At 66.4% G+C, this 13,778-nt stretch carries 15 protein-coding genes; 3 read left to right on the top strand and 12 right to left on the bottom strand.

Features of this window, described 5'->3' with window-relative positions; all coding sequences use genetic code 11:
- Positions 1 to 10: 10 nt before the first annotated feature.
- Positions 11 to 877 (bottom strand): cytochrome c oxidase subunit II, encoded by an 867-nt coding sequence (gene coxB / locus B9Z03_RS12420; RefSeq protein WP_085467630.1) that lies wholly within the window; start codon positions 875 to 877, stop codon positions 11 to 13.
- A 354-nt stretch (positions 878 to 1,231) separates the two neighbouring features.
- Here coxB and B9Z03_RS12415 point away from each other — a divergent pair, with 354 nt between their 5' ends.
- The 3 genes from B9Z03_RS12415 to B9Z03_RS12405 all read left to right on the top strand — a co-directional run bounded on the left by B9Z03_RS12415 (position 1,232) and on the right by B9Z03_RS12405 (position 4,031).
- Positions 1,232 to 1,732, top strand: a complete 501-nt coding sequence (locus B9Z03_RS12415) for an invasion associated locus B family protein (protein ID WP_085464483.1) — start codon at positions 1,232 to 1,234, stop codon at positions 1,730 to 1,732.
- A gap of 79 nt (positions 1,733 to 1,811) precedes the next feature.
- Complete coding sequence (gene tldD / locus B9Z03_RS12410; RefSeq protein ID WP_085464482.1) at positions 1,812 to 3,224, top strand: metalloprotease TldD; 1,413 nt, start codon at positions 1,812 to 1,814, stop codon at positions 3,222 to 3,224.
- Between the two features lie 96 nt (positions 3,225 to 3,320).
- On the top strand, positions 3,321 to 4,031 hold the full coding sequence (locus tag B9Z03_RS12405; RefSeq protein ID WP_085464481.1) for an NAD-dependent deacylase: 711 nt from the start codon (positions 3,321 to 3,323) through the stop codon (positions 4,029 to 4,031).
- Between the two features lie 28 nt (positions 4,032 to 4,059).
- Here B9Z03_RS12405 and B9Z03_RS12400 read toward each other — a convergent pair whose 3' ends face one another.
- From B9Z03_RS12400 to aroC, 11 genes are all read right to left on the bottom strand, one after another.
- Positions 4,060 to 5,301: a class I SAM-dependent RNA methyltransferase gene (locus B9Z03_RS12400; protein ID WP_085464480.1), complete on the bottom strand. Its 1,242-nt coding sequence runs from the start codon at positions 5,299 to 5,301 to the stop codon at positions 4,060 to 4,062.
- A complete protein-coding gene (locus B9Z03_RS12395) occupies positions 5,298 to 6,059 on the bottom strand; it encodes a TlyA family RNA methyltransferase (RefSeq protein WP_085464479.1) in 762 nt (253 codons plus the stop codon). Before B9Z03_RS12395 ends, B9Z03_RS12400 begins: the two co-directional genes overlap by 4 nt.
- 50 nt (positions 6,060 to 6,109) lie before the next feature.
- Positions 6,110 to 6,379, bottom strand: coding sequence for a hypothetical protein (locus B9Z03_RS12390; protein WP_085464478.1), 270 nt, complete (start codon positions 6,377 to 6,379; stop codon positions 6,110 to 6,112).
- A 159-nt stretch (positions 6,380 to 6,538) separates the two neighbouring features.
- Positions 6,539 to 8,449: a 1-deoxy-D-xylulose-5-phosphate synthase gene (dxs, locus tag B9Z03_RS12385; protein ID WP_085464477.1), complete on the bottom strand. Its 1,911-nt coding sequence runs from the start codon at positions 8,447 to 8,449 to the stop codon at positions 6,539 to 6,541.
- A gap of 79 nt (positions 8,450 to 8,528) precedes the next feature.
- Positions 8,529 to 9,449 (bottom strand): pirin family protein, encoded by a 921-nt coding sequence (locus B9Z03_RS12380; RefSeq protein ID WP_085464476.1) that lies wholly within the window; start codon positions 9,447 to 9,449, stop codon positions 8,529 to 8,531.
- Complete coding sequence (locus B9Z03_RS12375) at positions 9,446 to 9,736, bottom strand: DUF2277 domain-containing protein (protein ID WP_085464475.1); 291 nt, start codon at positions 9,734 to 9,736, stop codon at positions 9,446 to 9,448. The genes B9Z03_RS12380 and B9Z03_RS12375 overlap by 4 nt, the downstream gene beginning before the upstream one ends.
- Positions 9,737 to 9,892: 156 nt before the next feature.
- The gene (locus tag B9Z03_RS12365; protein WP_085464474.1) at positions 9,893 to 10,159 is read right to left on the bottom strand and encodes a type II toxin-antitoxin system Phd/YefM family antitoxin; all 267 of its coding nucleotides are present in this window, start codon (positions 10,157 to 10,159) and stop codon (positions 9,893 to 9,895) included.
- A gap of 55 nt (positions 10,160 to 10,214) precedes the next feature.
- Positions 10,215 to 10,466, bottom strand: a complete 252-nt coding sequence (locus B9Z03_RS12360) for an exodeoxyribonuclease VII small subunit (RefSeq protein ID WP_085464473.1) — start codon at positions 10,464 to 10,466, stop codon at positions 10,215 to 10,217.
- A 3-nt stretch (positions 10,467 to 10,469) separates the two neighbouring features.
- Positions 10,470 to 11,396 carry a histone deacetylase family protein gene (locus B9Z03_RS12355; RefSeq protein WP_085464472.1) on the bottom strand — a complete coding sequence of 309 codons (927 nt, stop codon included), beginning with the start codon at positions 11,394 to 11,396 and terminating at the stop codon, positions 10,470 to 10,472.
- A gap of 41 nt (positions 11,397 to 11,437) precedes the next feature.
- A complete protein-coding gene (ribB, locus tag B9Z03_RS12350; protein ID WP_085464471.1) occupies positions 11,438 to 12,538 on the bottom strand; it encodes a 3,4-dihydroxy-2-butanone-4-phosphate synthase in 1,101 nt (366 codons plus the stop codon).
- 118 nt (positions 12,539 to 12,656) lie between these two features.
- A complete protein-coding gene (aroC, locus tag B9Z03_RS12345) occupies positions 12,657 to 13,769 on the bottom strand; it encodes a chorismate synthase (RefSeq protein WP_085464470.1) in 1,113 nt (370 codons plus the stop codon).
- Between the last annotated feature and the right edge of the window lie 9 nt (positions 13,770 to 13,778).

The following is a 13,778-nucleotide window of genomic DNA, read 5'->3' as shown; positions in this document are numbered from 1 at the left end:
CGCAAAGGGCTTACTGGCCCGCGTCGGCAACCTTCTTGTTCGTGTCGACTGCGGCCATGAGCGCGCGATTGGCGCCGGACAGGTCGGATTTCGCGGCGGTCAGCCAGGTGTCGTACTGTTCCTGCGTGACGATGCGGATCGCGATCGGCATGAAGGCATGGTCCTTGCCGCAGAGCTCCGAGCACTGGCCGTAGTAGAGGCCTTCCTTGGTCGCCTTGAACCAGATCTCGTTGATGCGGCCGGGGACCGCGTCGGTCTTGATGCCGAAGGCCGGCATCGCGAAGGCGTGGATGACGTCGGTGGCGGTGACGAGGATGCGCACGGTCGCATTGACCGGCGCGACGACCTCGTTGTCGACAGCCAGGAGCCGAGGATAGGCCTTCACGTCTTCCTTGCCCGCCGCCTGGCGCGCATTCTCCTGCAGCATGGCGGAGTTGAAGGTCAGCGGCTCCTCGATCTGGTACTCATAGTCCCAGTTCCACTGGTTTCCGGTCGCCTTGATGGTGAGCGACGGCTCCTCCGGGGGCGTGTACTGCGCCGTCAGGAGCTGGAAGGACGGAACCGCGAGGAACAGCAGGATCACGACCGGCCCGACGGTCCAGATGACCTCGATCAGCGTGTTGTGGCTGGTGCGCGACGGAACCGGATTGGCGCTCGCGCGGAAACGGATGATCACGACCGCGAGCAGGATCAGCACGAGAAGCGTGATCGGGATGATGAACCAGAGCGTATACTGTTCGAACCAGGTGATCTGTTCCATGATCGCCGTGGCCGCCGGCTGGAACCGGGCCTGCCAGGGTTCGGGCTGGGCCGCATAAGCGGAAGCAGCAGCCAGAAAGGCCGGAGTTGCCGCGAGGCTGGCCAAAAATCTCTTCATCACGACGATCGTCTCCCGCAACGTCTTGTCCGGACCCGCGTGCAGCGGACAGGGTCCCACCGTTGGCGCGTTAAAACCATACTCTCAATCCGACCGCAAGAAAGCCATCGTCCGGCGCATGCGGCATTTTTGCGCGCGCCGCGCCGTCTGTGTAGAAATACCCGAAAGCCCGTCTGAAACAGCCGTTTACCTCAGCTTTGCGCGCGTTTCGGGCGGCTCGCCAGCGGGGCCGCAATTCCGGCGGATTTTCCGGAGACAGCGGTTTTGCCCAACGCATCGCGCGGCGCGGGCCCGCCGGCTTTGAAATGCGGGGCCTCGCGCGGTAACTTTGCCTGATTCGTCACGGAGTTCACGATGATCCGTCGCATTATACTGTCTGCGCTGTTGTGCTGCGCGGCTGCTTCGACGCCTGCCTCGGCACAGCAGCAGGAGACGGTGAAGGGCACCCACGGCGCATGGTCGATGGTCTGCTCGACGCCTGCGGGGGCGACCGCCGAGCAGTGCGCGATGATGCAGAACGTGGTTGCCGAGGAGAGGCCCGAGATGGGGCTTTCCGTCGTCGTGTTCCGCACCGCCGACAACAAGGCCGAGATCCTGCGCGTGCTGACCCCGCTCGGCGTGCTTCTGCCGAACGGCCTCGGCCTCTATGTCGACGGCAAGGACATCGGCCGCGCCTATTTCGCCCGCTGCTTCGAGGACGGCTGCTACGCCGAGGTGATCCTGGAGAAGCAGCTTCTCGATACGTTCAAGACCGGCAAGTCGGCGGTGTTCATCGTCTTCCAGGCGCCCGAGGAAGGCATCGGCATCCCGGTCGACCTCACCGGTTTCGCCGAGGGTTTCGCCGCCCTCCCGTGACGGCTCCGGCCGCGCGATTGCTGCGCGCCGACCCCATGCCTATATGCGGGTGACATTCCAACCAGCCGGGACCCGTGCGATGGACAGCCTGCTCACCCAGTTCGACATTTCCGACGAGGAGGTCCGGCAGATCGTGCGCGACACGATCACCGGCGCCGATGACGGGGAGTTGTTCCTCGAGCAGAGCCAGTCCGAAGCGCTGATGTTCGACAATGGCCGGCTGAAGACGGCCAATTTCTCCACCGACCAGGGATTCGGCCTGCGCGCCGTCGCGGGTGAGGCCTCCGGCTACGCGCATTCGAGCGAACTGTCGGGCGCGGCTCTCCGGCGCGCGGCCGATGCCGTGTCGGCCGTCAAGACCGGCTATTCGGGCACCCTTGCCGAGGCGCCGGCGCGGACCAACCGCCATCTCTACGGCGATGCGAACCCGATCGAGGCGCCTGGCTTCGAGGCCAAGGCGAAGATCCTTCAGGAGATCGACGCCTATGTGCGCGCCCGCGACCCGCGCGTGCGGCAGGTGACCGCCTCGCTCACCGCCTCCTGGCAGCATGTCGAGATCGTCCGCGCCGACGGCCAGATCGCGCGCGACATCCGCCCGCTGGTGCGCATGAGCATCCAGGTCGTCGTCGGCGATGGCGACCGACAGGAGACCGGCTCTTACGGCGCTGGCGGGCGCAAGAGCTTCGACGAGTTCGTCGCCGACGGTGCCTGGAGAGACGGCGCGGACGAGGCGCTGCGCCAGGCGTTGGTGAACCTGGAGGCGGTCCCCGCCCCTGCCGGGACCTTCGACATCGTTCTGGCCTCCGGCTGGCCTGGCGTGATGCTGCACGAAGCCGTCGGCCATGGGCTCGAAGGCGACTTCAACCGCAAGAAGACCTCCGCCTTCTCCGGCCTGATGGGCCAGCAGGTGGCGGCGAAGGGCGTGACCGTGGTCGACGACGGCACGATCATGGAACGGCGCGGCTCGCTGACGATCGACGACGAAGGCACCCCGTCGGCCTACAATGTGCTGATCGAGGACGGCAAGCTGGTCGGCTACATGCAGGACCGCCAGAATGCGCGGCTGATGGGCATGCGCCCAACCGGAAACGGCCGCCGCGAAGGTTATGCCCATCAACCCATGCCGCGCATGACCAACACCTACATGACCGCGGGCGACAAGACGCCGGAAGAGATCATAGCCTCGGTGAAGAAGGGCATCTACGCCGTGTCGTTCGGCGGCGGCCAGGTGGACATCACGAGCGGAAAGTTCGTGTTCGGCTGCACCGAGGCCTATATGATCGAGGACGGCAAGGTGACCCAGCCGATCAAGGGCGCGATGCTGATCGGCAACGGACCAGACGCGATGCACCGCGTGACGATGGTCGGCAACGACCTGAAACTCGACACCGGCATCGGCACCTGCGGCAAGGCCGGCCAGGGCGTGCCCGTCGGCATCGGCCAGCCGCACCTGCGCATGAACCAGATGACGGTCGGCGGGACGAAGGCGTAACGCGGACGGCTTCACGCAACACGATCCTGTTGACACGACGCCTGCGCAGCGTCTTCAGATCAGATTCGTCGCGGACCCGAAGAGACGCCGAACGCAGTGCCTGACCATCCCCCCTCCATCGTCATCCTCACCGGCGCCGGCATTTCCGTCGAATCCGGGCTCGACACGTTCCGTGACAAGAACGGGATCTGGGCGAAAGTCGATCATCGCGAGCTCGCGACGCCGGAAGGCTTCGCCCACAATCCGGTGAAGGTGCACGACTTCTACAACAAGCGCCGCCGGCAGCTCCGCGACACCCGGCCCAACGAGGCGCATCATGCGCTGGCGCGCCTCGAAGGCGCCTGGCGCGACAATTTCCTGCTCGTCACGCAGAACGTCGACGACCTGCACGAATCGGCCGGCTCGCGCCGGCTCATCCACATGCATGGCGAACTGAACTCCGCCCTGTGCGAAGCTTGCGGCATGCGCGGCCCTTGGAAGACGGACATGTCGACCTATTCGCAGTGCCCGCACTGCTCGATCATCGGACGGATGCGGCCGGACATCGTCTGGTTCGGCGAGATGCCCTATCAGATGGAGCGGATCTACCGCGCGCTCGGCAAGGCGGACCTGTTTGTCGCGATCGGCACCTCGGGCAACGTCTACCCCGCCGCCCAGTTCGTCGAGGAGGCGAGTGCCGCCGGCGCCCGCACGGTCGAGATCAATCTCGACACGTCAGACAACACGCAACTCTTCGACGAAGTGATCCGCGGTCCCGCGTCGACCACCGTGCCGGCCTTCGTCGACCGGCTGCTGGCGCAGGCCTGAGAGACTGTTTCGAAACTCGCTCTGACCGTCACCGCCGCTTGCGAGGCTTCTCCAGCAGCGCGACCGCCTCGACGTGCGGCGACCAGAGGAACTGGTCGACGGGCGTCACGCTCACGAGCTTGTAGCCGCCGTCGATGAGGATGCGCAGATCGCGGGCGAGCGTCGCGGGATTGCAGGACACCGCTGCGACCTTCGGCACGTTCGAGCGCGCGATCTGCCGCGACTGGTCCTCGGCGCCCGCGCGCGGCGGATCGAAGACGATGCCATCGAAGGCGTCGAGTTCCTTGAAGGTGAGCGGGCGGCGGAAGAGGTCGCGCTTTTCCGTCGTGACGCGCTTCAATCCTGTCGAGAAGCGGAAGCCGCGGTCGAGGGCGGCCAAAGGGGCGGCTTCCGCCTCCACGGCGTGAACCTCCGAGCCGTGGGCAAGGCGCAGCGCAAAGGCGCCGGAGCCGCAGAAGAGATCAGCCACGCGCTTGGCCTTGGCAAGGTGCGCCATGATGAGGCCGGCCATCGCCTCTTCGGCGGAGGCGACCGCCTGGAGAAAGCTTCCGGGCGGCGGCGAGACGTCCACGCTGCCATAGCGGATAGCGGGCCTGTGATGCTCGACCACGATGTCGCCATCGATGGAGAGCCGCGCAAGCTTCTGGCGGATCGCCATATCGCCCGCCGCGCGCCGTGCCGCGTCGGGCACGTCGTCGACATCGGCGAAGGCGACGTCATGGCCGGTCTCCGTCGAGGTCACCGTGACATGGAAAGGCTTCGTGTTCTGGCAGACTATGCCGGCGAGATCGCGCAGCAGCGGCAAGGCCGAAACGATCGACGGCACGGCGATGCGGCATTCCTCGATGTCGACGATCTCGGCAGACTGCATGCGGTGATAGCCCAGCAGCATGCCGCCCACCGTCCTGCGGCCGCTCAGCACCACGCGGCGGCGGCTGTCCGGCGCGCAGGCGATCAACGGTTCGAGCGCCACGTCGATCCGCTCCCGCTTCAGGGCCGAGGCCACGCGCTCCGACTTGAAGGCGCGATAGGCCGCATCGTCCATATGCTGCAGAGAGCAGCCACCGCAGGTGCCGAAATGCCGGCACGGCGGCTCGACCCGGAGCGGCGACGGTTCCACCACCGCCATCAGCGTGCCTCGGTCGCGCTCGACGGCCACGTTGACGATCTCGCCCGGCAGGGTGAACGGAACGAAGACCTGCCCGCGCTCGGTTCGGGCCACGCCGTCGCCCTGCCCGCCGAGCGAATCGATTTTGAGCCGCACGTTCACCGGTCTTTCCTTCCGCCGAGCAGGAATTCCCGGTTGCCGTCGCCGCCCGCGATCGGCGATGGCGCGATGCCGAGCGAGCGCCAGCCGGGCTGACTCTCCAGCCAGGACGACATGTCCCGTGCGATCTTCTCGCCCAGCGCCGGATCGCGCAGCAGCCCGCCCTTGCCGATCGCCTCGCGGCCGGCTTCGAACTGCGGCTTCACCAGAAGCGCTGTGGCAGCACCAGGCGCCGCAAGCGCAAGCGCGGGAGGCAAAGCCAGCTTCAGCGAGATGAAGCTCACGTCTGCGACGACGACCTGAGGCGCTCTCCCGTCAAGATGTTCGATCGTCAAATCGCGCACGTTCAGACCCTCGATCGACCGGACGCGCGGATCGGCGCGCAGGCTCTCGTGCAACTGATCGCGGCCGACATCGATGGCGGTGACGGATGCAGCACCCCGTTCCAGCAGGACCTGCGTGAAGCCGCCCGTCGAGGCGCCGACATCGAGGGCGTGGCAGCCCGACGGATCGATAGAGAAATGATCGAGTGCCGCGACGAGCTTCAGCGCCGACCGCGAGACATAGCCGCGCGCCGGATCGTCGACGGCGATGTCCGCGCCCTGCTCCACCACCTTGCCCGGTTTGGTCTCGACCTTGCCCGAGACGGTGATGGTGCCCCGTTCGATCGCATCGCGGGCGCGCGAGCGGCTGGCGAAGAGGCCGCGGACGACGAGGAGCTCGTCGAGGCGCTGGCGGTTGGCGGGGCTTGCGGCGGACATCGCGCTTCCTTGGCCGGTCGGGCCGGCGAAAGCAAGCCTGCGAGCGACGGTCAGAAAGGGGTACAGCGCGAGGCAATCCTGACCGAGCCGGTCGGCGTCGCGTCCATGCGCGCGGCAGAAAGATGCGTCGGCTGCGACCTGTCGATCGGCGACACGAACACCGGTCGGGCGTCCACTCCGAAGCCGCCGCGCAGCTCGCCCATCTTCGAGGCGGCAATGCTGATCGCGGCCGCTTCGAGCTTGCGGTCATAGCGCTGCTCGGCCATCGCCGCGGTCAGCGAAGCGGCGAGGGCCAGCGCCGCGACAATCGTCGTTTTCATGTTGTTGTGCTCCCTGTCCCGGGAAGCTTTCTACCAGCGGCCGATTGAAAAACGGCCAAGGGACAAGGTTAGGAAAACGCCAAATCGCAGCGTAAACAGAGTCTTAGGCAAAGACGCTGTCGGGCAGATTCACGTGCCTGAGAAATTGATTCAAGCCGCTCACGCGCTCGCGGCGCGGATCTCGCGATGGAGCGTGGCGAAGACGGTGCGCACGATGCCGGCGGCGTCGAGGCCGGCGTCGGCATACATCTTCTCGGGCTTGGCGTGATCGGTGAACTCGTCCGGCAGGCAGAGCGGGCGCACCTTCAGGCCATTGTCGAGCAGGCCGTTCATGGCGAGGAACTGCAGCACCTGGCTGCCGAAGCCGCCCACGGCTCCCTCCTCCACCGTGATCAACACCTCATGCTCGCGCGCCAGCCGGCTGATGAGATCGGTGTCGAGCGGCTTGGCGAAGCGGGCGTCGGCGACGGTGGTCGACAGGCCGGCCGCATCGAGCTCCTCAGCCGCCAGCAGGCAATCCGCCAGGCGCGTGCCAAGCGACAGAAGTGCCACCTTCGAACCCTCGCGCAGGATGCGTCCCTTGCCGATGTCGAGGAACGAGCCCCGCGCCGGCATGTCGACGCCGACGCCGTTGCCGCGCGGATAGCGGAACGAGATCGGCCCTTCGTCATACTCCGCCGCGGTGCGCACCATGTGGCGCAGTTCCGCCTCGTCGGCGGCCGCCATCACCACGAAGCCCGGCAGCGATGCCAGGAAGCCGACGTCGAAGGCGCCGCAGTGCGTCGGTCCGTCGGCGCCGACGAAGCCGGCGCGATCGATGGGGAAACGCACCGGCAGCTTCTGGATCGCCACGTCGTGCACGACCTGGTCGTAGGCGCGCTGCAGGAAGGTCGAATAGATCGCAGCGAACGGCTTGAAGCCTTCCGTCGCCAGGCCCGCGGCGAAGGTGACGGCGTGCTGTTCGGCGATGCCGACATCGAAAGTGCGGGTCGGGAATGCCTCGCCGAACAGGTCGAGGCCGGTACCGGAAGGCATCGCCGCCGTGACCGCGACGATCTTCTCATCGCGCAACGCCTCGTCGACAAGAGCCTCCGCGAAGACCTTGGTATAGGCCGGCGCGTTGGCCGGCGCCTTCGCCTGGGCGCCGGTGATGACGTCGAACTTGTTGACGCCGTGATATTTGTCGGACGCGGCCTCGGCCGGGGCGTAGCCCTTGCCCTTCTTGGTGATGACATGGATCAGCACCGGCCCGTCGCCATTGTCGCGGACGTTCTTCAGCACCGGGATCAGGTGCTCCAGATTGTGCCCGTCGATCGGCCCGATGTGGTAGAAGCCAAGCTCCTCGAACATCGTGCCGCCGGTCACATAGCCGCGCGCATGCTCGACGGCGCGGGTGATGGCGCGGTCGGCGCGCTTGCCGAGGTAGGAGGTCAGCTTCTTGCCGAAGTCGCGGAAGCCGAGATAGGTCTTGCCGACGGCGAGGCGCGCCAGATAGGCGCTCATCGCACCCGTTGGCGGGGCGATCGACATGTCGTTGTCGTTGAGGATGACGATCAGCCGGGCATCGAGCGCGCCGGCATTGTTCATCGCCTCATAGGCCATGCCGGCCGACATCGCGCCATCGCCGATCACGGCGATGACGTTGTTCTTTCGCCCGTCGAGGTCGCGGGCGACCGCCATGCCGAGTCCGGCCGAGATCGAGGTCGAGGAGTGCGCCGCGCCAAACGGATCGTATTCGCTCTCGGTACGCTTGGTGAAACCGGACAGGCCGTTCTCGCTCCTGAGCGTGCGGATGCGGTCGCGGCGGCCGGTCAGGATCTTGTGCGGATAGGCCTGGTGGCCGACGTCCCAGATCAGCCGATCGGCCGGCGTGTCGAAGACGTAGTGCAGCGCAACGGTCAGCTCGACCACGCCCAGGCCGGCGCCGAGATGGCCGCCGGTCTGCGAAACCGCATCGATCAGTTCCTCGCGCAGTTCGGCGGCGAGCTGCGGCAGTTCGGCTTCCGACAGCTTGCGCAGGTCCTCAGGGATGCGGACCTTATCGAGGAGTGGCGTGGACGGTGAGGGCAATTGTCCGGCTTCTTTTTCCTATAATGCTGCCGACATAGGCAGTGCGGCCCGAAAAGTAAACGTGGGGCGCGGTCGCAGCCTAGCCGGCCGGCAGGGGAATGAACTCTTCCTCGTCGCCGGGAACGATGTCGAACTTCGCCGTCCGCCATTCTTCTTTGGCCTGCTCGATGCGTTCCTTCGACGACGAGACGAAGTTCCACCAGATGTGGCGGGGCGAGCCGAGCGAGGCTCCGCCGAACAGCATGAAGTGCGCGCCGGTCTCGGACGAGACGACGATCTCGTCACCCGGGCGGAAGACCAGCAGGCGGTCGGACGGAAAGCGGTCGCCGGCGATGATCACCGATCCTTCCAGCACATAGATCGCCCGTTCCTCGGCATCCGCCGGGATCTGCACGCGCGCGCCGGCGTCGAGGCGCAGCGATGCATAGAGCGTGTCGGAATAGGCCTTCACCGGCGAGGCCAGCCCCTGGAAGGCGCCGATCACCACCGAGCCGCTGACGCCCCCGTCATCGAAGTCCGGCAGGTGCGCCTTGGCCGTGTTGGCGAATTCCGGCGCGATCTCCTCCTTGCCGTCGGGAAGCGCGATCCAGGTCTGCAGGCCCGAGATCGACATCGGCGCGCCGCGAAGCTCCTGAGGCGTGCGCTCCGAATGCACGATGCCGCGGCCAGCCGTCATCAGGTTCACGTCGCCCGGCGCGATCACCATCTCGGTGCCGAGCGAATCGCGGTGGCGGATGCGGCCGTCGAAAAGGTAGGTCACGGTCGACAGGCCGATATGCGGATGCGGCCGCACGTCCATCGCCTGTCCCGCCCGCAGGATCGCCGGCCCCATCCGGTCGAAGAAGATGAACGGCCCGACCAGCCGGCGCTTCGCAGTCGGCAGCGCCCGGCGCACCTCGAAGCCGCCGATGTCCTTGGCATTCGGAATCACCATCAGTTCGACGGCGTCGCAGGAGAAGGCGTCGCCGGGCTCGGGATCGCGGACGGGAAAGTAGCTCATTCGAATACGATCACAGGTGGCGGGGAAAAACGCAATGCAGATCGCGCCCGCGCCTTGGCGGCCTCTTCGTCGCGATCCTTCGGCGGCTGGCTGGTATCGAGCGTGTCGATCAATTCGCGGGTGGCCGCGGTGATCTTGCTGACGGCCCGGTCGAATGCCTTCCGGTTCTTCTTCGATGGCGCGTTCGCACCGGAAACCTTGCGCACGAACTGAAGCGCGGCCTCATACACCTCGTCGTCCGTCGCGGGAGGATCGAAGTTGAACAGTTGCTTGATGTTGCGGCACACGGGATCGCTCCTTTGTGCGGTTGGGTTGGGCGGCGGCTACCAGGAAATGATCGTATCGCTGTAAGCAGCCAATTGTTTGTCGCCGGTGACGAAACGCATCGGCTCCGACAGGGCCTGCGCGATGAGAAGCCGGTCGAACGGATCGCCACGTGAGTGTCAACGAGGAGGTTCAATCTCGGACGCCTCGAACAATGCAGCGATCTCAGCGTCGGTCGAGTTTAACTGCTCCAGCGTCATCGGCGGATGCTTGCCTTCCAGTAAGCCCAGCACGATGCCCCGCTTGCGTGCGTGGCTCATCGGCACGATCCTGACCGCGGGCTTGCCATTGCGGGCAATGATGATCTCGGGCTCGGCACCGCTCTCGACCGCCTTGACGAGGCGGGAGAGCGAGTTCTTCGCCTCGAGCATGTCGACCTTGCGCATCCCGGCCTCCTTAGCCAAGCTTGGCTAATATGAGGCGGGAGCCCTTCCGGGACAACTATGCCCCATCCAGCGGCTCGACGCCGGCCGGCTTGCCGTCGCGCGACAGGCGGATCTTCTCGACCTTGTCCTCGGCGGCTTTCAGCAGCCGGTCGCAATGCGCTTTCAGCGATTCGCCGCGCTCGTAGATGCGGATCGACTGGTCAAGCGGCACGTCGCCGCGCTCCAGATTCTCGACGATACGCTCCAGCGCTTCCAGCGCCTGCTCGAAGCTCATCGCCTTGATGTCGTCGTTGGCGTCTTCGGCCATGGGTCAACCTCTCATCAGGCGGCCGACATGGGCGGCCACGGACAGCGCGAGTCCCTGCAGGTCGTAGCCACCCTCCAGCAGGCTGACAAGCCGGTTGGACGAGAAACGCGCGGCGCGGTCCATCAGCTTGCCCGTCGCCCAGGAGAAGTCGTCCTCGACGAGGTTGATCTCGGCCAGCGGATCGCGGTGATGCGCGTCGAAGCCGGCGGAGATGATAATGAGGTCGGGGCGGAAGGCGTCGAGCGCCGGCAGGATGCGGCTCTCGAAGGCGTCGCGGAACACCTCGCCGTCGGTGTCCGGCGCCAGCGGCGCGTTGACGATGTTGCCGACGCCCGTCTCGGTCTTCGCCCCGGTGCCCGGATAGAGCGGCATCTGGTGGGTGGAGCAATAGAGTACCGTCGGGTCGGTCCAGAAGATGTCCTGCGTGCCGTTGCCGTGATGCACGTCCCAGTCGACGATGGCGACGCGCTCGGCCCCATGCGTCTTCTGCGCGTGGCGGGCGGCGATCGCGGCATTGTTGAACAGGCAGAAGCCCATCGCCTTGACCTTCTCGGCGTGGTGGCCGGGCGGGCGGGTCGCGACGAAGACGTTGGCGGCCCGGCCCTCGAAGACGTCGTCGACGGCCGCATTCGCCGCGCCAACCCCGGTCAGCGCCGCCTCCCAGCTCTTCGGGCTCACCGAGGTGTCGCTATCGATCCGTGCCATGCCTGTCTCGGGGATGGCGGCTTCGATCCGGTCGACATAGTGCTTCGGATGCGCCAGCACGATCGAGGCGGGATCGCCCATCGGCGACTGCACGCGGTCGAGCACCGAGAACGCCTCATGCTCCAGCACCTTTTCGATCGCTCGCAGCCTGTCGGGCCGCTCGGGATGCCCGGGCGGCGTCAGGTGGTCGAGATGGATCGGGTTGCTGTAGAGGCGGGTGGTCATGCCGTCATCATATAGGACGACCGGCCCGGATTGGCCATCGGCTAGACGATCTCGGTTCTGGCGATCTTGATGCCGAATCCTTCGAGGCCGACATAGTGGCGTTCGCGTGACGACAGCAGGATGATCGAGGAAATGCCGAGATGCTTCAGGATTTGGGCGCCGAGGCCGATCTCGCGCCACTCGCTCTCGCGGCGCAGCGCTTCGGCATGGGTTTCCTGGTCGCTGTTGACGGGGCGATTGCGCGCCTGGTGTGCGACGCCGACCGAGCCTTCGCGCAGGTAGACGATGACGCCACGCTTCTCCTCGCCCATCATCTTCATGATGCCGTCGAGCCGGCTCGCCCCGCCGAACACGTCGGCGACCACATTCTCGGGATGGAGGCGGACCGGCACGTCGGTGCCATCGCGGATGTCGCCGTAGACCACGGCGAGATGCTGCATCGGGTCCCACGGCAGTGTGTAGGCATGCGCCTTCGCAAGCCCGCCGACCGTCTCGATGTCGAAGCTGCCCACACATTCGATCAGCGTTTCCTGCCGCTGGCGATAGGCGATCAGATCGGCCACCGAGACCTGCTTCAGGCCATTGGTCGCGGCAAAGGCGGTGACCTGTGGCCCGCGCATCACCGTGCCGTCGTCGTTGACGAGCTCGCAGATGACGCCGACCGGTGGCAGGCCCGCGAGGCGGCACAGGTCGACGGCGGCCTCGGTATGGCCCGAGCGCATCAGCACCCCGCCCTCGCGGGCGACCAGCGGGAAGATGTGGCCCGGCCGGGCGAAATCATGCGGGCCGACGTTGGAATTGGCGAGGTTGCGCACGGTCGCCGTGCGGTCCTCGGCGGAAATGCCGGTCGTCGTGCCGTGGCGGAAATCGACGGAAACGGTAAAGGCGGTGGTGTGGGCCGAATCGTTCTCGGCCACCATCGGCGCGAGATTGAGGCGCCGCGCCTCCTCGCGCGGCATCGGCGCGCAGACGATGCCGGACGTGTGCCGCACGATGAAGGCCATCTTCTCCGGCGTGCAGTGCACGGCCGCGACGATCAGGTCGCCCTCGTTCTCGCGGCCGTCATCGTCCATGACGACCACGATCTCACCGCGCTCGAAGGCGCGGAGGGCTTCGACGATGCGTTTTTGATCGTAGGGCATTGGCTCGCTTCGCTCGCAGGGCAGGTGGGAATAGGGCAGTAGGGCAATAAGGGAATAGGGGAGTAAGGGAAAGACGCCCAGTCGGGTACTGAGCGTTCAAGCAGCGCGATACTCCGCCCTACTGCTCTACTGCCCTACTGCCTACTTGCCCTCGGTGCCTCAGATAGTGATCCGCGATGGCGCAGGCGACCATCGCTTCGCCGATCGGCACGGCGCGGATGCCGACGCAGGGATCGTGGCGGCCCTTCGTCATCACGTCGACATCGTGGCCGGATGTATCGATGGACTTGCGCGGGGTGAGGATCGAGGAGGTCGGCTTGACCGCGAAGCGGGCGACGATCGGCTGGCCCGTCGAGATGCCGCCGAGGATGCCGCCGGCATGGTTCGACAGGAAGACGGGCTTGCCGTCATTGCCCATGCGCATCTCGTCGGCGTTCTGCTCGCCGGTCAGCCGCGCCGCCGCGAAGCCCTCGCCGATCTCCACGCCCTTGACCGCGTTGATCGACATCAGGTTGCTGGCGATGTCCTGGTCGAGCTTGGCATAGAGCGGCGCGCCGAGGCCGACCGGCACGCCTTCCGCCACGATCTCGATCACCGCGCCGACCGAGGAGCCGGCCTTGCGGATGCGGTCGAGATAGTCGGAGAACAGCGGGACAGAGGCCGGGTCCGGCGTGAAGAACGGGTTTTCAGCGTCCTCGACGAAGTTCCAGTTCCAGTTGGCGCGGTCGATTTCCTTCTCGCCCATCGCCACCAGCGCGCCGCGCACCGAGACGCCGGGCACGACGAGACGCGCCAGCGCGCCGGCCGCGACGCGGGCCGCCGTCTCGCGCGCCGAGGACCGGCCGCCGCCGCGATAGTCCCTGATGCCGTATTTCTGGTCGTAGGCGTAGTCGGCATGGCCCGGGCGGTATTGCCTGGCGATGTCGCCATAGTCCTTCGAACGCTGGTCGACATTCTCGATCATCATCGAGACGGGCGTACCCGTCGTGATCAGCGTCTCGCCGTCGGCGTCCATCACCACGCCGGAGAGAATCTTCACCTCGTCCGGTTCGCGGCGCTGGGTGACGAAGCGCGATTGTCCGGGCCGCCGGCGATCGAGGTCGCGCTGGATGTCCGACAGTTTGAAGCGGATGCCGGGAGGGCAGCCGTCGACCACGCAACCCAGCGCCGGCCCATGGCTTTCGCCCCAGGTCGTGACGCGGAAAAGATGGCCGAAAGTGTTGTGCGACATGCCGAAAAC

The organism is Mesorhizobium australicum (assembly GCF_900177325.1).
Taxonomy (GTDB): Bacteria; Pseudomonadota; Alphaproteobacteria; order Rhizobiales; family Rhizobiaceae; genus Mesorhizobium_A; species Mesorhizobium_A australicum_A.
The sequence above is the reverse complement of the archived record's forward strand: the minus strand, read 5'-3'. Positions and strand labels throughout refer to the sequence as shown.